Source organism: Plantactinospora alkalitolerans (genome assembly GCF_015690345.1).
Lineage (GTDB): Bacteria > Actinomycetota > Actinomycetes > Mycobacteriales > Micromonosporaceae > Plantactinospora > Plantactinospora alkalitolerans.
The window spans coordinates 1-16,769 of record NZ_JADPUN010000122.1 but is presented as its reverse complement, the minus strand read 5'-3'; the positions used below and the strand labels follow the sequence as shown (position 1 = coordinate 16,769).

Below are 16,769 nucleotides of genomic sequence, written 5' to 3'. Positions count from 1 at the left end.
CGACCGCGCCCACCGGGCCGCCGACGACCACGGGGCCGCCCACGACCACCGGGCCGCCGACGACCACCGGGCCGCCGAGCCCGCCGCAGACCGGGCTGGTCGGTTGGGCGACCCAGAACGGCGGCACCTCGGGTGGCGGCAGTGCCGGCTCGACGACGGTGACCAGTGCCTCGGCGCTGACCAGCGCCGTCGGTTCCAGCAGCGCGGCGGTGATCCGGGTCTCCGGCACCATCTCCTGCTCCGGCATGCTCCGGGTCCGGTCCAACAAGACCATTCTCGGTGTCGGCTCGAACGCGACCATCTCGGGTTGCGGCCTCACCGTCAGCGGCGACCGCAACGTCATCATCCGCAACATCAACTTCCGGGGCTGGGACGACGACGCCATCAACGTCGAGACCGGGGCCACCAACATCTGGGTGGACCACAACAGCTTCACCGACGGGTACGACGGTGCCGTCGACATCAAGCGTGGCTCCGACTTCGTGACCGTCTCCTGGAACCGGGTGTTCGGTCACGACAAGTCGATGCTGCTCGGGCACAGCGACGACAACGCGAGCCAGGACGTGGGACACCTGCGGGTGTCGTACCACCACAACTGGTTCGACGGCTCGGGCACCCGGCACCCCCGGGTCCGGTTCGGCAACCCGGTGCACGTCTACAACAACTACTACTACAACAACGAGTACGGCGTCGCCTCCACCATGAACGCCGGGGTCCTGGTCGAGGGAAACTACTTCGAGAACGTCGACGAGCCGACCCTGGTCGGGTACGCCGACTCCGACCCCGGTGCGATCGTGCAGCGGAACAACCACTTCGTCGGCTCCGGCGCACCGGAGAGCGGTGGCGGCAGCGTGGCGGGAATCCCGTACTCGTACCAGCTCGACAACGCCAGCGGTGTCAAGTCCACTGTGACCGGTGGTGCCGGTACGGGCCGGATCGGCCTGTGACGCGAGGAGAGCGTCTCCGGTCGGTTCCGAACTGAGGCGGCCCCTCCGGGCAGGCCCTCACCAGCTCGTCGTGGTCCGGTCGCGTTGCCGGGGCCGTGGCAGAGACGGACCACAACGACCTGGGCGGTCGCTCCAGCAGGAGCGACCGCCCAGGGACGTGCGGAAGAACAGGTCAGATGCGGTTACCGGTGACGGCGTGGAACGCGTGGTTCCGACCGGTACGCGGCTTGACGTAGACGGTGTCGCCCATGTTCGGCATGTTCCGGCGGTCGGTACGCACCACGAACCGCTCCGAGGCACCGTCGATCGCGGCGTGGCCGTAGACGTTCGCGTCCGAGCCCAGGTCCTCGACCAGCTCGACGACCAGCGGCAGGCCACCCTCGCTCTGCGAGACCAGGTCGCAGTCTTCCGGACGGAAGCCCACGGTCACCTTGCCGGTGCCGCCCTCGGCCTGAGCCGCGGCGATCTGCTCCCGGGTCAGCGGGATGGCGAGGGTGTCGAACATCGCGCCGTTCTCGGTCAGCCCCACCGTCTTGATGTTCATCGCGGGGGAGCCCATGAAACCGGCGACGAAGACGTTGGCCGGAGCGTCGTACAGCGCCCGGGGGGTGTCGACCTGCTGCAGCACGCCGTCCAGCATGACCGCAACCCGGTGGCCCATGGTCATGGCCTCGACCTGGTCGTGGGTCACGTAGACGGTGGTGACGCCGAGCTTGGCCTGCAGGGTCGCGATCTGGGTACGGGTCTGCACCCGGAGCTTGGCGTCCAGGTTGGACAGCGGCTCGTCCATCAGGAAGACCTGCGGCTCACGGACGATGGCCCGGCCCATGGCGACCCGCTGGCGCTGACCACCGGAGAGCGCCTTGGGCTTGCGGTTGAGGTAGTCCTCCAACTGGAGCAGCGCGGCGGCTTCCTTGACCCGCCGGTCGATCTCCGACTTCGAGGTCTTGCGGAGTTTGAGCGCGAACGCCATGTTCTCGTAGACCGACATGTGCGGGTAGAGCGCGTAGTTCTGGAAGACCATCGCGATGTCGCGGGCCTTCGGCGGCAGGTGGGTGACGTCGCGGGTGTCGATGTAGATCGAGCCGTCGTCGACGTCTTCCAGCCCGGCGAGCATCCGCAGGCTGGTGGACTTGCCGCAGCCGGAGGGGCCGACCAGGACGAGGAACTCGCCGTCGCCGATCTCCAGGTCGAGGTGATCGACCGCTGGGCGCTCGGTACCCGGGTAGACCCGGGTGGCCTTCGAGTACGTGACCGTAGCCATGGTGAAGCGCTTCCTTCCACCGGCAGGAACGTGCCGGACGATCCGAGTGAAAGAACGACCGCTGCGTTACCGCAACGGTCCGGGGAGGGCGTCCGAGCGGCAGCGAGGCAGCATCGGGTTGTCATCCGCGTCACGCCACGGTAAACGTGTTTTTCTCACATGCCAAGGTGGGGGCCCGGGGTTGGGATCTATTCGACGAACATTTCGGGCATCCAGGCATGATCCGGCGCGGCGGGCTCGCGGAGGACAGGGACTGTCGGGTTTCGGAATCGGTGCCGGACGTGGTAGCAGGGTGCCGGTGGCTATGCTGACCACGAACAACGCGCCCCTGTAGCTCAGTTGGCCAGAGCACTCGCCTTGTAAGCGAGATGTCGCCGGTTCGAGCCCGGCCGGGGGCTCCAAATACCCCCGCCGAGCCGGCCGCGACGACCGACGGCGGACCGCCGGTTACTCGGGTTCCGGTGTCTGGGCGTCTGCGACGCAGGCGACGACCTGTTGCGGCCCCTCGGTCGTCGTCACGGTGAGGACGCGCAGGGTCGTACCGGTCGGACAGGCCGGGCCGGGTGGACCCGGCTCACCCGACGGACCCGGCTCACCCGAAGGACCCGGTTCGCCCGACGGACCTGGCTCACCCGAAGGGCCCTCGGCTCCGGGTGGACCCTCCGGTCCGGACGCCCCGTCCGCTCCGGTGGCTCCCGGCGCACCCTCCGCGCCGCTTGGACCCGGCGGCCCGGGAGCGCCGTCCCGACCGTTCAGCCCCGGCACGCCGGGTGGCCCGGGTGGACCCTCCGGCCCGGCCGGACCCCGCTCGCCCCGCAGGCTGGCCGGATCGACCACGCAGTTGCCGCCGAGTTGGCGTACCTGCTGGCAGAGCTGTTCGGCGCCGGAGACCGCGGTGTCCGCGCGACGCTGCTCGACGGCCGCCAGTTTGCCGAGGCTCGCCCAACCCCAGCCGGCCCCGGCGGCGATCAGCGCGGTCGCCGCCACCACGATGATGAACCGGCGACGGATGCGCCGGTCCATCCGTCGCCTGAACTCCACGGTCTCATCGCTCATCGCACGCCGTCCGCGCGGTAGCGGGCCAGTTCGCGTTCGATGAGCGCGAGCCGGTCCTCGGCGGCCCGCCGGGCCGCCCGGGCCTCGTCGATGGACTGTTGCAGTCCCTCGGTCCGCTGCTCGGCGGCGTCCGTTCGACGCGCGGCGTCGTCCGCCCGCTTCTCGGCCCGGTCGATCGCCTCCTGGTACTCCTTGCGATCGGCGCGGTTGGCGTTGAGCAGGTAGGCCACGACCGTGACGAGCAGGCTGCCGACTCCGACAGCGCCGAATCCGCCGGCGGGCAGGAAGTTTGCCAGTTCGCCCACACGTCAGCTCGCCGGAGCGCCCAGTTTCGTCGCCAACTCCGACGCCCGGTCACCGAATGCGGTCTTGAGAGCCGCGACGACGCTGTCCATGTCCCGGGTGCCGAGCCCGGCCAGTACGCCGTCGACGATGGCCTTCTCGTCGGTGGGGTCCCGACCGGCGGCATCGAGCAGGCTGGCCTGGGTGACGGTCAGCTGCTGTACCCGGGCGAGCAGTTGCTGGATGCTGGTGTCGGCCATCACCTTGGCCTTCGTACGCGTTGCGATCTTGTCGATGGTCGCGTCGTCCACGTCTTCCTCCACAGGGTTTCCGAGCGCGATCGCCAGGATCCGCTCCATCAGGTGCTTGTTGGCGCAGTGCCGCCGGTCGAGGGTCAGGTGCCAGTGCCAGAGATGGCTGGAATCGCTGCTGGCCGCCCGGTTGCGTACGTTGTCCCAGCCGTCGACGACCTTGTTCCCGTCGATGTTGCCGTAGAACTCGCGTACCTCTTCGAGTTGGCCGGCGCGCATGGCGGCGTAGATCCGCTTGCACTGGCTGATCATCTGGCTGGGCGATCCCGGGGTGAAGTCGACCCCGGCGATGTGTCGCTGCTGGGCGGCGGTCAGTCCCGACTGCACGGTGTACGTCCGGGACGTCGAGTACCGGGACTTGAGGATCCACTCCTGCGCCCGGTGGGCGCCGCGCAGGTGGTTGTTGTCGCCCTTGTTGCCGAAGGCTCCCCGGGGGCGCTTGGTGTGGCGGCACAGTTCGTCGCCGAGCCAGTCGAGTTCCGGGGTCAGAATCTCGCGGCCCCACCATGATTCAGCCTGCAACTGGGCATAGGTCGGCATCGTTCCCCCCTATAGACGAATAGGTTTTCTAAATCGGGCGATCCAGACCCAGCATTGATATTCGTCTGATTATTGAGCATGATGGGAAAATCGTCGGAAATCCGACAGTCATCGAACTCGCCCGGAACAGCCGACGGCCCCGCTCGACACGAGGTCGGGCGGGGCCGTCCGGATAGGCGGGCCGGTCGGAGCCGAAGCGTCAGGCCGGCGTCACGCCGGCTCGGGGATGCGGATCTTGAATGCGAAGGCGTTGTCCGAGGTGTTCTTCTCGGCCACCGGCGCACCCTGCCACAGCGCGTGCATCGTGCCGCTGGCCTCGATCAGACCGGGTACAGCGTCCGGAGCGGCCTCGAAGATCAGGCCGAAGGTGCGCGACTCGCCCGCCATCAACCTGCCGCCCGGCGCCTCGCAACTGCGCCAGCACGGTGCCCCGGCCGGGTCGGTGGCGACGAGGATGGCCCGGTCGTCCGCCACGAGGGTGTCGAACCAGAGGTAGTCGTGGGCCGCGTCGCCGTTGTACGTCACCGTCGCCTCGAGCCGCCCGGTGTACCAGCCGTTGTCGCCCCGGGTCAGCGTCACCTCGTCGGCGACCACGATGGACGACTTCGCCCGGGTGTCCTGCTGGTACGGCCGTGGGTCACGCAGCGACCCGCTGGTCGACCGGAACAGCGTCTCGAAGGGCTTGAACTTGCTGAACGGAACGTCCAGGGCGTAGCCGTCCGAGATGGCGATCCGCCCGCCCGGGGCCGTCATCGGGTACGGCTTCGTCGCCGTGAGCACCGCGAAGCTGACCGAGAAGGTCAAGCTCCCGCCCGGCGCGATCTGGTTTAGGAAGCAGCCGTACGTCGTCCGATGTCCCGGGTAAGCGTTCTCGGTCTGGCAGAACTGCTCCGGCGAGGTCCGCCAGTTCATCGAACTGGCGACGGGCTCCCGAATCAGCATCCGGAAGGAGCCGGGGTCCGTGCCCTGGTTCCGGACGGTGATCTGAAGGTTGCCCTGGTAGCCGCGTTCGGTCGGTTCGAGCACCAGGCGCCCGAAGGAGGCCGAGGCGTCGCCCTGCACGATCTTGACGGTGCCGGGTGCCGGAGCGGCCGAGGCGGCGACGGCCGGAGCCATGACACCGAGGGTCATTGCGATCGTGCCGGTGACGGCGAGCGTCAGCCGCCGGCGAGAAGTCTTGTGCATTTCCATCCTCCCGTTTTCGGCTCCGGTCGGAGCACGCCGGTAACACTCGCCGGACGGGGAAAGGGTTTCAGAGATCCGGTGTCGCCAATCGAACAGATGACCATGAAACGAAACGGCCTTCTGAAACGTTGGCGGGAGCCCGGTCGAGCACCTGGCACCACGCGAACGCCCCCGCCGGAGATCCGGCGGGGGCGGGAACGCGCGAACTCAGGAGGCGACCGACGCCTGGAAGGTCGTCTGGTTGCCGCTGTTGGGAACTATCGTGCCCTCCCGGTCGGAGGCGATGTCGACGCGTACCGTCAGCGTCCTTGCCGGACCGAGGTCGCTGGTGCCGAACGGAAAGACGATGCTGCGGCGTTCACCGGGTGCGAGAGGCCGGCTGATGCAGAAGAGCCGATTATCGCGGTGTCCGCCGACCGGGCAGTCGGAGCTCCACTCGGCGTGCAGGCCGCTGTCCTTGTCGTTGTCGAAGAAGGTGACGACCGGGAACTGGACCGTGGCGCCGGTCGGGTTGACGACGGTGACCGTCATGGTTCCGCGTTGTCCGCTCTGCCCCTCCACCGGGCCGTACGTCAGGTCGGTGGCGGTGAGGGTGAGGCGACCGGTCGGGATCGCCGGGGTGGGAGTGGTCGGCGCGTCTCCCTTCGTACTCGGGAAGCTGGTCGGTCCGGCGGTCTGGCGGAACCGGTCACCCTTCCAGGTATAGGTCCGCCACTGCGTCTGCGCGGGGTTGGCGCCGCAGCACTGGTCGGCCACCCGGACCCGGACCGAACCGTCCTCGACCGCGAACTCCCGCAGGTCCGCGACGCCTCCACCGGTCCGGACCACCTGGCCCAGGACGACGATCCGGCCCGTGGCGTCGCGGTCGAAGGCGACGATCTGCTTCGGCCAGTCGGCACTGGACCGGCATTCGAGCCGGGCCAGGGTCTCCACCGCGCCGTCGGAGTCCACGTCGCCGTGGCTCAGATCGAGCAGCGCCGGCACCTCCTCGTTCACCGGGCCGGAGCGGAGTTTCACCGCCGGCCCGCCACAGGTGCTGGACGTACCCTCCGGCCAGTCGGGCAGGTCGAAGGTGCCGCCGAGGAGTTCCTCCCGGGTGAGCCGGCCGTTCGGTGGCGGCGGCGTACCGGTCGGGGTCGGCGAGACGGTCGGCGTGGCCGACGGGGTCGGGGCGAGCGACGGCGGCGGGACACCGGTTCCGCCCGGCGCCGGCCCACGGTCGGACAGCGCGGTGAAGCTGGCCACCGGCACGGCGATGACCGCCACCGCGACCACCGACATCACCACGGCGGTCCGCTGGCGGCGCCGTCGCACCGTGTGCCGGACCGCGGCGGGACCGATCGGATGTACGTCGGACAGCAGCTGTTCCCGCAGGGCGGTGAACTCCGTATCCAGTAGGTCCGGCTGCTCGACGCCGTTGTCCAGGTTCACGCCGCACCTCCTTGCTTCTCGGTCAGTTGCGCGGCCAGCGCGGCCCGGGCGCGATGCAGCCAGGACTTGACCGTCCCCTCCGGAACCCCCTCCTGTCGCGCCACCTCCGGAACCGTCAGGTCCGCCAGGTAGTGCAGCACCACCGCCCGGCGCTGGTTGGCCGGCAACCCGGCCAGGGCGGCGGTCAGCGCCACCCGGTCGGGGCTCGGACCGGGGGCGTGCTCCTCTCGCTGCCGGGCGAGAAAGAGCTGAGCGGTACGCAACCGGCGCCACCGGCTGGTGGCGAGGTTCCAGGCGACCCGGCGAACCCAGGCGAGCGGATCGTCGTACCGGCAGATCCGGGACCAGCGGGCGAACGCCCGGCAGAAGGCCTCCTGGACCAGGTCCTGCGCCTGGCCCAGGTCGCCGCTATAGGCGGCGAGTTGCACGGTCAACGAGCGGTAGTGCGCGTGGTAGAACTCGTCGAAACTGAGGCCGGCCTCGGAGGCCGGCGTGGACGGCACGACGCCACCGACGGCCGGTGTCTCATCGACTCTTCCCACTACCCCCACAGATCCTCCCCGCTGCCGTCACGGAAAGACACCGCAACCCGGGTTACACGTGCGCGGGGTGGCGATGGTTGCGGCAGGTTCCGAGATTTTTTCCAGTTCTCCGGCCGGGGCGTCGCAGGCTCGCCGGCGACGGCACCGCCCGACCGGTGGGTCGGGTTTCGGCGCAAGCCACGGCGCGGCCCTCCGGCGGCATACCATCGATGCCGGTGCGATCGGCCGAAGGAGCGCTGTGACCAGGTACGTCGTCGTGGGTGGCGGGATCATCGGCCTGGCGGTGGCACACCGTCTCCGGGCCGATCGGCCCGCGGCCCAGGTGACGGTGCTGGAGAAGGAAGCGGGTTGGGCGGCCCACCAGACCGGACACAACTCCGGTGTGATCCATGCCGGGGTCTACTACCGGCCGGGCAGTCTCAAGGCGACCCTGTGCCGGGCCGGCAGCGCCTCCATGGCCCGGTTCTGCGCCGAACAGGGGCTGCCGTACGAGATCTGCGGGAAGTTGATCGTCGCTGCCGAGGCCGCCGAGCTGCCCCGACTGCACGCGCTGCACGAACGGGCCGTCGCGAACGGGCTCCCGGTCACCCTGATCGGTGCCGTCGAGGCGGCCGAGCACGAGCCGCACGTCGCCGCGGTGGCCGCGCTGCGGGTCGAGTCGACCGGGATCGTCGACTTCGGCGCGGTCTGTCGACGGCTCGCCGAGTTGCTCGCCGAGAGCGGTGCCGAGCTGCGACTGAACGCGAGGGTCACCGGGATCCGGGCCCGGCCCGGCGGTCTGGTGGTGAGCACCGGCGCCGGCGAGGTGACCGGGGACGTACTGGTCAACTGCGCCGGGCTGCACGCCGACCGGATCGCCCGGCTGGCCGGCATCGACCCACCGGCCCGGATCGTGCCGTTCCGTGGCGAGTACTACGAGCTGGTCCCCGGGCGGCGGAACCTGGTGCGTGGGCTGATCTACCCGGTGCCCGACCCGCAGTTCCCGTTCCTCGGCGTACACCTGACCCGGATGATCGACGGCAGTGTGCACGCCGGGCCGAACGCGGTGCTCGCCACCGCCCGCGAGGGCTACTCCTGGCGCCGCTTCGACCCGCGCGACGTCTGGGACCAGGCCAGTTACTCCGGCCTGTGGGCGTTGGCCCGCCGGCACTACCGGTACGGGCTGACCGAGGTGACCCGGTCGCTGTCCCGGAAGCGGTTCGCGGCCAGCCTGGCCCGACTCGTACCCGAGCTGACCGAGGCGGACATCGTGCCCGCCGGTGCCGGGGTACGCGCCCAGGCCGTACGCCCCGACGGCGGGCTGGTCGACGACTTCCTGCTCGTCGAGGCGGATCGGCAGGTGCACGTGCTGAACGCGCCGTCCCCGGCCGCGACCAGCTCGTTCGAGATCGCCCGGTACATCGTCGACCGGCTGCCCGCCGACTCCCCGACGCGTTGACGGAGTTGACGGACCCGACCCAGCAGCGGGAATCGGTGGCCGCCGTCATCACATTGGGTGATACCGATCTCCGCTGTCCGGCGGACAGACTGGCGGGGTGGACCGGCCCGTACCCGCTGTGGCACTCCTGCTCGGAGTGGCGTTCGGCCTGTTCGCCGGCATCGGGTACGCGGTTGCCCGGCGGGCCTGGACCGACTACCGGAAGACGAAGGCCACACTGCCGGGGATGCGCTCCGCGGCCTGGGCGGTGACCCGGATCGCCACCAGCCGGGCCGGCATCGTGCTGCTGCTCTGTCTCGCCGCCGTGGGCTGGGCGGCGGCCGGCGGCGAGCGCTAGGACGGCCGGCGGCGAGCGCTAGGACAGTCGGCGGCGAGCGCTAGGGCCGATTCCGTCCCGCCCCGCCGGGGCCTGGTTCATACCCCGGCGGGCCAGCAGGCCGTACCGGGGGATCGACCAGACCGGTGCGGTGCCGGCGCCCTCCCGACGCAGGATCTGGTTCGCGGCCAGGATTCCGGTCACCGCGGCCCGTTCCATCAACGCGCTGGGAACCTCGGTCCGGATCCCGTCGCCGGCCAGATAGAGCCGGTCCGCGTCGGTGACCACACCGGGACGGCCGGCGTGGTCACCCGGCCGGAAGGCCGGGGCCTGGCGTTCGATCCGGGACCGCGATTCCCGCACCGGCAGGCCGGCGACCTCCGGCCAGAGGCCGACCAGTTCGGCCCGCATCCGCTCGGCCAGCTCCGGCGCGGGCACGCCCGTCGGGCAGGCGTACGCGTGCAGCTCCAGCACCGAGCCGCCGGTGCGCTCCGCCCAGCGGCCCGCCTCCGCCTCCAGCCGGTGGTACAACGTCACCGAGTCCAGCGTGGGCTGCCGGGACACCCCGCTGAACACGGCCCGGTCGGCGGCGACGTCCCCGCCCAGCCAGTACCTGGCCACCGCGTACGGCGGACCGGTGCCGAGCGCCGCCGCCCGTCCGGCGAGTACGGGCGCCGTGCCGGCCAGTTCCGGCGAGTCCGCCAGCAGTCGGGTCAGGGCCGGCGGGTCCACGGCCAACACCAGGTAGCGGGCCTGGTGGCGCTGCCCGGAGTCGGTCTCGGTGCACCAGCCGGCATCGTCGACCCGGAGCGTCGTCGCGGGTGCACCGGTGTGGATCCGCGCCCCGAGCCGGTCCAGGTATCCGGCCAGGGGCTGCCAGATCGCGCGGTCGTAGTCCCGGTCCGGGGCGTCGAAGGCGAGCCCCTCCGGATTGCCCAGGAAGTAGAAGTGGAAGTTCGCCACCAGTTCGGCGGCGGACAGCTCGCCCTCGTGGTTGAAGAACGAGTGTGAGAAGACCTCGAAGAGCATCGCCCGGGCCCGGTCCGGCAGGCGCAGCGCGTCGAGCAGCTCCTCGGCGGTCGTACCGTCGAATCCGGCGTAACTGCGCACCGGGTGGTACGCCAGCAGGGGCAGCGCGGCCCGGCCGTCCATCCGGTGCAGGTCCCGCAGCCGCAGGCTGGGACTTCGGGCGACCAGGGCCAGCAGGCTCCACGGCGGTGCGGCGGGCAGCCGGCCGAACTCCTCGGTCGGCCAGTCGGCGTGCAGCACCGGATAGCCGGCCACCGGTCGGAGCAGGCGGAGTTCCGGATCGATCCGGCGCAGGATCGACCGCCAGTTGTAGTACTGCCGGAAGAACGCGTGGAAGCCGTGGTCGACCGGCTGGGGCGTACCGTCGGCCAGCAGTTCCGGTCGGGTGGAGAGCCGGCCGCCGAGCCTCGACCGTCCCTCGACCACCGTGACCCGTACGCCGCGCTCGGCGAGCACCACCGCCGCCGACATGCCCGCGATCCCGCCGCCGACCACCAGCGCGTCGACGCCGTCCCGGACCCGTGCCGGGCCGCCGCCGCCCGGTTCGACCAGTTCCGGGCGTACGCCGGTCAGCCGGGACAACCAGCGGGACGGCTCCATCCGGGCTACCCGTTCCCGGCCGGCGGCGGTGGCAGGCAGCCGGGTAAGCGGTCGGAGGAGGGCCAGACGTACGGCACCTCGGGTACGTCGCCGAAGATCGGCCCATAGTGGACCGGGTCCTTGCGCAGCAGCGAGGAGCGGTGACTGAGGTGCAGGTCCTCCCGGCCGAGCCAGGGCGGCAACTCGCCGGCCGTCGCCAACTCGTCCTGCTGGCGCACCTGTTCCAGGCCACAGCCGGCCCAGAGATCGGCGACCAGGGTGCCGGCACAGGTGTCCGCCCGGCCGGTCGAGCACCACTGGAGGCAGATGTCCAACCCGTACCGGACCAGTGCCTCCTCGTACCCGGCCCACATCTTCACCGCCGGATGATGCCGCCAGCCGTACCCGGGACGGACCAGCCCGCGCAGCACCTGGATCGCCTCCACCCGCTGTTTGCCCAGCCGCAGCTGGTCCAGAACCCGGGCGGTCTGTCCGAAGTCCGGGTACGGCAGGAAGGTCTGCATCAGTCCGCGCTGCCCGGGATCGGCGCTGTCATGCCCACATTGTCCGGTAATTCGATGCCCACGTCAGGTGATCACACTGACTACCATCCGGGCATGGCGGATCTATGGCGGACCCGGGCCAGGCGCGCGTTCGAGACCCGGTTGCGGGACGGCCTGCGGGCCAACGGCGACAACCGCCCGCACTACGTGGTCTGCGGCCAGGACGCGCTCGCCGTCCACCTCGTCGAGGAGCTGCTGGGCAACGATCCGCAGGGCAACGGAGTACGGGTCACCGTCATCGTGCCGAACCGGCGTCGGCAGGACGGGCCGGACATCCGGTCGATCCGGGGCGTCCGGTCGATCCCGGCGGACCGGCTCGACGAGGAGACGTTCCGGGCGGCCGGACTCGTCGGGGCGAGCGGTCTGGCGCTGCTGCACCAGGACGACGTCGGGAACATCCACGCCGCGCTCTGTGCCCAGGAGGTGGAGCCGGACCTCCGGGTGGTGCTGCGGATGTTCAACATGAACCTCGGCAACGGAATCCGCCAACTCTTTCCGGACAGCGCGGTCCTCTCCGACGCGTCGATGGCCGCGCCCGCGTTCGTCGCGGCGGCACTCGGCGAGGTCGCGCCGACGTACTTCCGGCACGGCGGCCGGACCCTGCACGTCGCCCCGCGTGCCGACGTCCGGCCGGAACACGTGGTCTGCGGCCTGGCCGACACCCATGACCCGCACCATCCGCTGGTGCTGCCCGCCGACGAGTCGGCCGCCGACGTGGTGCTCGCCGAGGCGACCGGGCAGGTCGGCCCGGAACTGGCCACCCGACGGTGGCTGCTGCGGTCCCGTCGCGGGCCCCGCCGACGCCTGTCCGTGCTGTTCCGGGCAATGCGGTCGTTCGCCACCCGCAAGATCGGGATGGCCACCATCTCGGTGCTCGGGGTGGTCGTCGTGCTCGGCTTCCTGCTCTCCTTCGCCGAGCACACCAGCATGGGGAACGCGCTCTACCTGACCATGGTGACCACCATCGCCGGTGCCGACCCGGACGTCGGGAAGGGCGCGGCGGCGCAGGTACTCCAGGTGGTTCTGAACCTCGCCGGCCTCGCGCTGATCCCACTGATCACCGCGGCGGTGGTGGACGGGATCGTCAAGGCCCGGCTGGCGCTGGACGCCGGTGCGCTGCCGAGCGAGCGCAACGGGCACGTGGTGGTGGTGGGCCTGGGCAACGTCGGTACCCGGGTGATGTGGCAGCTCAACGACCTCGGCGTCGAGGTGGTCGCGATCGACAAGGATCCGGAGGCCCGGGGTGCCGCCGTCGCCCGCCGGCTCGGCGTTCCGTTGATCATCGGGGACGCCGCCCGCGAGGAGACGCTCGACGCCGCCTCGGTCGGTACCTGCCAGGCTCTGGTGGTGGTCTCCACCGACGACGTCAGCAACCTCCAGGCGGCCCTGCACGGCCGGGCGCTCCGCGCCGACCTGCGGGTGGTGCTGCGGCTGTTCGACGGGGACTTCGCCCAGCGGATCCAGAAGACCTTCAAGATCGGTGTTTCCCGCAGTGTCTCGTACCTCGCCGCTCCCTCCTTCTCGGCGGCGCTGCTGAACCGGGCGGTGATCGCGACGATCCCGATCGCCCGGCACGCGCTGCTGGTGGCCGAGGTGCCGATCATGGCAGGCGCGAACCTGGCCGGTCAGGAACTGCGGGTGGTGAGCCAGGCGGAGTGGGTCCGGGTCATCGCGGTGACCCGGGCCGGTCAGCCGCGTACCGAATGGTCACTTCCGGCGGAGCAGCGACTCCGGCCCGGCGACCGGCTGACCGTGGTGGTCCGTCGGGCCGGGCTGAACCGCCTGCTTCGCGAGGCGAGCGCGCCCCCGCCACCACCACCGCCGCGGGACGGGTCCGACGAGCCGGAGCAGGCGGTCCGGCCGGCCGTACCCCGCCAGTCGGGCCGGACGGGCCAGCGAACCCAGACCCTCCGTACCCCCCGCCGCGCTCCTCAGCCGCCGCCACGCCGCTAGGGTCTGCCCCTGTTATTCGGCCCTGTTAAGAAGGGGCCCTTCTTCTACAGAAAACGATAAGAAGGGGCCCTTCCTTACAGGGCGGCGCCGAGTACGGCCTGCTCGTCGGGGCGGTGGACCAGTTCGTCGGCCAGGAACGACTGCACGGCGGGGGCGAGTCCGACGTCCCGACCGGCCCGTTCGGACAGTCGCCAGCGATGCTCGATGACCTGCACGAACAGCTCGGCCGGTTCGAGTTTTCCGCGCAGGTGGGATGGCACGGCGCGGACCACCGGCTCGAAGACCTCGGTCAGCCAGCGGTGCGCGGCCTGCTGCTCGTCGGTCAGGTCGCTCTCGGCCCGGTAGGTGTCCAGGTCGTTGAGCAGCCGCCGGGCCTGGTTCTCCTCGGCGTCCAGGCCGGTCAGCCGGAGCAGCCGGCGGGTGTGGTAGCCGGCGTCCACCACCTTGGGCCGGACCAGGTAGCGGCCACCGTCCACCACCGACATCGCCACCTCGGCGACGTCGAAGCCGAGGTCGTTGAGTCGACGGATCCGGCCCTCGATGTCGTGCCGGGCCTCCCGCTCGATCTGCTGCTCGTAGGTGATCTCGTGCCACAGTCGTTCGTAGCGCCGGACCACCTCCTCGCAGACCACCTCGGGGTCGATCGAGTCGTGCAGCAGTCCGGCGGCCTGGAGGTCCAGCGCCTCGCCGAAGATGTTGACCCGGGCGATCTCCAGGTCCTCGTCCCGCTGCCCGTTGGAGAGCGCGGGGCGCAGGGCGCCGGTCTCGGCGTCGACCAGGTACGCGGCGAACGCTCCGGCGTCACGCCGGAACAGGGTGTTGGACAGCGAACAGTCGCCCCAGAAGAAGCCGGTCAGGTGCATCCGGACGATCAACGCCGCCAGCGCGTCGAGCAGCCGGTTCATCGTCTCGGGGCGCAGCGTATTCGAGAAGAGCGCCCGGTAGGGGAGCGAGAACTGCAGGTGCCGGGTGATCAGCACCGGGTCGAGCGGCTCACCGTCCTCGGCCTGCCGGTCGGCGACGATGGCGATGGCCTGCACCGAGGGGAAGTCGATCCGTTCCAGCGCGCGCAGCAGGTCGTACTCGCGTTCGGCCACCCGCTCGCCGGTCTCCTTGACCGCGTACACCGTGCCGGCCAGTCGGACGAATCGCACGATATGCCGCGAGATTCCCTGCGGCAGTGCGACCAGTTGATCGGCGGGCCACTGTTCCAGCGGAGTCGACCAGGGAAGGTCGAGCAGCGCCGGGTCGACGAGGGCCGAGGTGATCCGCACGGGAACAAGCATGCCGGTCCGGGGCGCCGACCGCCGCCTCACGTGTGCGGACACACACACCGCCCCGCCCGGTAGCGTGGTCGGATGCGGCAAACCACGAGGGTACGGCGCTGGCCGCGACTGCGCCCCGTTCATCCGGCCGGCTGGTGGCTCGACGGGGTACTGCTGGCGGCGGTGGTCGGACTGACGGCCGCGCTCGCCTCCGGCCAGTTGCTCGGGATCGACCTGGCGGTCCGGGACTGGGTCGACGCGCACCGGCCGGAGCCGGCGTACTGGGTGGCGCGGGTGTTCAACTCGCTCGGCCAGGGCGGCTGGTTCCTGATGCCTATCGCGTTCGGGCTGGGCGCGCTGGTCAGCCTCCGGACCCGATCCGTCCGGCCCCTGCTGGTGCCGGTCGGCGGGTTCGTGCTGACCTCGTTCACCATCGGGCCGATGAAGCTGTGGCTGGACCGGGGCTATCCGCACAACACCGGGTTGGCGCACCCGGAGGAGCTGTTCAGCGATCCGGCGGGCGGAACGGCGTACCCGTCCGGGCACGTGGCCAACGCCATCGTCTGGTACGGGGTGATCGCGCTGCTCCTCGCCGCGCTGCTGCGTACGCTCGGCCGACCGGACGCCCCCGCCGGGGTGTACCTGGCGATCCGGGTCGTACCGCCGGCCATCGTCTTCTGCACCACCACCTACCTGGGCTGGCACTGGATCACCGACTCGGTCGCCGGCCTGCTGCTCGGGCTGTTCCTCGACCGGCTGCTCGCCCGGGTGCCGTGGGACGACGTACCGCTGCCGGCGCTGCCCGGCGGGTTGCACCGGCACGGAGTGTTCACCAGCGACGCCTAGGCTTGGCCGGATGCAGAGGTTGGAGCGCCGGCTCGGCGTACCCGACGCGGTCGTTATCGGCCTCGGGTCGATGCTCGGCGCCGGGGTCTTCGTGGTCTTCGGCCCGGCGACCGCCGCCGCCGGAAGCGGATCGGGCCTGCTGATCGCGCTCGCCGTCGCCGGTCTGGTCGCCTTCTGCAACGCCACCAGTTCGGCCCGGCTCGCCGCCCGGTATCCGGAGTCCGGCGGCACCTACGTCTACGGCCGGGAACGACTCGGCCCGTTCGCCGGTTTCCTCGCCGGCTGGGGCTTCGTGGTCGGCAAGACGGCGAGTTGCGCCGCGATGGCGCTGACCATCGGGGCGTACCTGTGGCCCGGGTACGCCCGGCCGGTCGCGGTGGCCGCCGTGCTGGCGGTGACCGGGGTGAACCTGCGGGGTGTGCAGAAGACGGCCAGGGTCACCCGGTGGTTGGTGGCGGGAACGCTGGCCGTACTGGTCCTGGTGACGCTGGTGGGGCTCTTCGGCGGGGAGTTCCGGCCGGCGCGGCTCGGCGAGGCGACCGGCGCCGCGCAGGGCGTCGATGCCGCGCAGGGAGTCGGTGGCGCCCTGGGGGTCGGCGTGCTCACCGCCGCTGGGCTGCTCTTCTTCGCCTTCGCCGGATATGCCCGGATCGCCACCCTCGGTGAGGAGGTACGCGACCCCGAACGCACCATCCCCCGGGCGGTACCGATCGCGCTCGGCCTGGTGCTGGTGATCTATCTGGGACTTGCCGTGGTCGCGCTCGCGGTGCTCGGGCCGGCCCGGCTGGCGGGCTCGGCCGCACCGCTCGCCGAGGTGGTGAACGCCTCCGGACTGACCGGGCTGGGCTGGCTGGTCCGGGCCGCGGCTGCGGTGGCGGTGCTCGGGGTACTACTGGCGCTGGTCGCCGGGGTGGGCCGGACCACGCTTGCGATGGCGCGACGCCGGGACCTGCCGGGCGGGCTGGCCGCCGTGCACCCGATCCACCGGGTGCCGCACCGGGCCGAGTTGGCCGTCGCCGGGGTGGTGGTGCTGGTCGTCGCCCTCGGCGACGTGCGGGACGCGATCGGCTTCTCCAGTTGTACCGTGCTGGTCTACTACGCGATCACGAACGCCGCCGCGCTCACCCTCGGCTCCGACCCGGAGCGGCGGCTTCCGGTCCGGGCGCTCGCCGGGCTCGGGCTGGCCGGCTGCCTGCTGCTCGCGGTCACCCTGCCGGTCGGC

At 71.1% G+C, this 16,769-nt stretch carries 15 protein-coding genes, 1 tRNA gene and 1 pseudogene; 7 read left to right on the top strand and 10 right to left on the bottom strand.

Annotation, left to right across the window (positions count from 1 at the left end):
• Nucleotides 1-947, top strand: a 947-nt coding sequence (locus I0C86_RS11325; protein ID WP_196201184.1) for a pectate lyase family protein, incomplete at its 5' end; no start/stop codon positions are given.
• A gap of 172 nt (nucleotides 948-1,119) precedes the next feature.
• Here I0C86_RS11325 and I0C86_RS11320 read toward each other — a convergent pair.
• The gene (locus tag I0C86_RS11320; RefSeq protein WP_196201183.1) at nucleotides 1,120-2,211 is read right to left on the bottom strand and encodes an ABC transporter ATP-binding protein; all 1,092 of its coding nucleotides are present in this window, start codon (nucleotides 2,209-2,211) and stop codon (nucleotides 1,120-1,122) included.
• 324 nt (nucleotides 2,212-2,535) lie between these two features.
• On the opposite strand from I0C86_RS11320, the gene I0C86_RS11315 reads away from it, so the two are divergent.
• A tRNA-Thr gene (locus tag I0C86_RS11315) sits at nucleotides 2,536-2,612 on the top strand.
• 46 nt (nucleotides 2,613-2,658) lie between these two features.
• Here I0C86_RS11315 and I0C86_RS44985 read toward each other — a convergent pair.
• The 6 genes from I0C86_RS44985 to I0C86_RS11285 form a co-directional block, all read right to left on the bottom strand.
• Nucleotides 2,659-3,267, bottom strand: a complete 609-nt coding sequence (locus I0C86_RS44985; protein WP_196201182.1) for a hypothetical protein — start codon at nucleotides 3,265-3,267, stop codon at nucleotides 2,659-2,661.
• Nucleotides 3,264-3,572, bottom strand: coding sequence for a hypothetical protein (locus I0C86_RS11305; protein WP_196201181.1), 309 nt, complete (start codon nucleotides 3,570-3,572; stop codon nucleotides 3,264-3,266). The genes I0C86_RS44985 and I0C86_RS11305 overlap by 4 nt, the downstream gene beginning before the upstream one ends.
• Before the next feature lie 3 nt (nucleotides 3,573-3,575).
• Nucleotides 3,576-4,400, bottom strand: a complete 825-nt coding sequence (locus tag I0C86_RS11300; protein ID WP_196201180.1) for a hypothetical protein — start codon at nucleotides 4,398-4,400, stop codon at nucleotides 3,576-3,578.
• Nucleotides 4,401-4,610: 210 nt separating this feature from the next.
• Nucleotides 4,611-5,585 (bottom strand): hypothetical protein, encoded by a 975-nt coding sequence (locus I0C86_RS11295; RefSeq protein ID WP_196201179.1) that lies wholly within the window; start codon nucleotides 5,583-5,585, stop codon nucleotides 4,611-4,613.
• 207 nt (nucleotides 5,586-5,792) lie between these two features.
• Nucleotides 5,793-7,016 (bottom strand): hypothetical protein, encoded by a 1,224-nt coding sequence (locus tag I0C86_RS11290; RefSeq protein WP_196201178.1) that lies wholly within the window; start codon nucleotides 7,014-7,016, stop codon nucleotides 5,793-5,795.
• Entirely contained in the window at nucleotides 7,013-7,519 is a 507-nt protein-coding gene (locus I0C86_RS11285) for a SigE family RNA polymerase sigma factor (RefSeq protein ID WP_323373587.1), read from the bottom strand. The genes I0C86_RS11290 and I0C86_RS11285 overlap by 4 nt, the downstream gene beginning before the upstream one ends.
• Before the next feature lie 277 nt (nucleotides 7,520-7,796).
• Between I0C86_RS11285 and lhgO the strand changes: the two genes are divergently transcribed.
• Entirely contained in the window at nucleotides 7,797-8,996 is a 1,200-nt protein-coding gene (lhgO, locus tag I0C86_RS11280; RefSeq protein WP_196201176.1) for an L-2-hydroxyglutarate oxidase, read from the top strand.
• A 97-nt stretch (nucleotides 8,997-9,093) separates the two neighbouring features.
• Nucleotides 9,094-9,333, top strand: coding sequence for a hypothetical protein (locus tag I0C86_RS11275; protein ID WP_196201175.1), 240 nt, complete (start codon nucleotides 9,094-9,096; stop codon nucleotides 9,331-9,333).
• Nucleotides 9,334-9,351: 18 nt separating this feature from the next.
• Here I0C86_RS11275 and I0C86_RS11270 read toward each other — a convergent pair whose 3' ends face one another.
• Nucleotides 9,352-10,941: an FAD-dependent oxidoreductase gene (locus I0C86_RS11270; RefSeq protein ID WP_196201174.1), complete on the bottom strand. Its 1,590-nt coding sequence runs from the start codon at nucleotides 10,939-10,941 to the stop codon at nucleotides 9,352-9,354.
• Nucleotides 10,942-10,946: 5 nt separating this feature from the next.
• Nucleotides 10,947-11,444, bottom strand: coding sequence for an MSMEG_6728 family protein (locus tag I0C86_RS11265; protein WP_196201173.1), 498 nt, complete (start codon nucleotides 11,442-11,444; stop codon nucleotides 10,947-10,949).
• 93 nt (nucleotides 11,445-11,537) lie between these two features.
• Between I0C86_RS11265 and I0C86_RS11260 the strand changes: the two are divergent.
• Nucleotides 11,538-13,465 (top strand): annotated as a pseudogene (locus tag I0C86_RS11260) (NAD-binding protein).
• A 45-nt stretch (nucleotides 13,466-13,510) separates the two neighbouring features.
• Here the strand turns inward: I0C86_RS11260 and I0C86_RS11255 are convergent.
• On the bottom strand, nucleotides 13,511-14,764 hold the full coding sequence (locus tag I0C86_RS11255) for a DUF4032 domain-containing protein (RefSeq protein ID WP_407676298.1): 1,254 nt from the start codon (nucleotides 14,762-14,764) through the stop codon (nucleotides 13,511-13,513).
• Between the two features lie 30 nt (nucleotides 14,765-14,794).
• Here I0C86_RS11255 and I0C86_RS11250 point away from each other — a divergent pair, with 30 nt between their 5' ends.
• Complete coding sequence (locus I0C86_RS11250; protein WP_196201171.1) at nucleotides 14,795-15,547, top strand: phosphatase PAP2 family protein; 753 nt, start codon at nucleotides 14,795-14,797, stop codon at nucleotides 15,545-15,547.
• A 10-nt stretch (nucleotides 15,548-15,557) separates the two neighbouring features.
• Nucleotides 15,558-16,769, top strand: a 1,212-nt coding sequence (locus I0C86_RS11245) for an APC family permease (RefSeq protein WP_196201170.1), incomplete at its 3' end; no start/stop codon positions are given.

What these genes read in the sequence shown, in the direction of transcription:
- I0C86_RS11320 (WP_196201183.1), bottom strand. Translation starts at nt 2,211, where the DNA reads ATGGCTACGGTCACGTACTCGAAGGCCACCCGGGTCTACCCGGGTACC.
- I0C86_RS44985 (WP_196201182.1), bottom strand. Translation starts at nt 3,267, where the DNA reads ATGAGCGATGAGACCGTGGAGTTCAGGCGACGGATGGACCGGCGCATC.
- I0C86_RS11300 (WP_196201180.1), bottom strand. Translation starts at nt 4,400, where the DNA reads ATGCCGACCTATGCCCAGTTGCAGGCTGAATCATGGTGGGGCCGCGAG.
- I0C86_RS11295 (WP_196201179.1), bottom strand. Translation starts at nt 5,585, where the DNA reads ATGCACAAGACTTCTCGCCGGCGGCTGACGCTCGCCGTCACCGGCACG.
- I0C86_RS11270 (WP_196201174.1), bottom strand. Translation starts at nt 10,941, where the DNA reads ATGGAGCCGTCCCGCTGGTTGTCCCGGCTGACCGGCGTACGCCCGGAA.
- I0C86_RS11265 (WP_196201173.1), bottom strand. Translation starts at nt 11,444, where the DNA reads ATGCAGACCTTCCTGCCGTACCCGGACTTCGGACAGACCGCCCGGGTT.
- I0C86_RS11250 (WP_196201171.1), top strand. Translation starts at nt 14,795, where the DNA reads ATGCGGCAAACCACGAGGGTACGGCGCTGGCCGCGACTGCGCCCCGTT.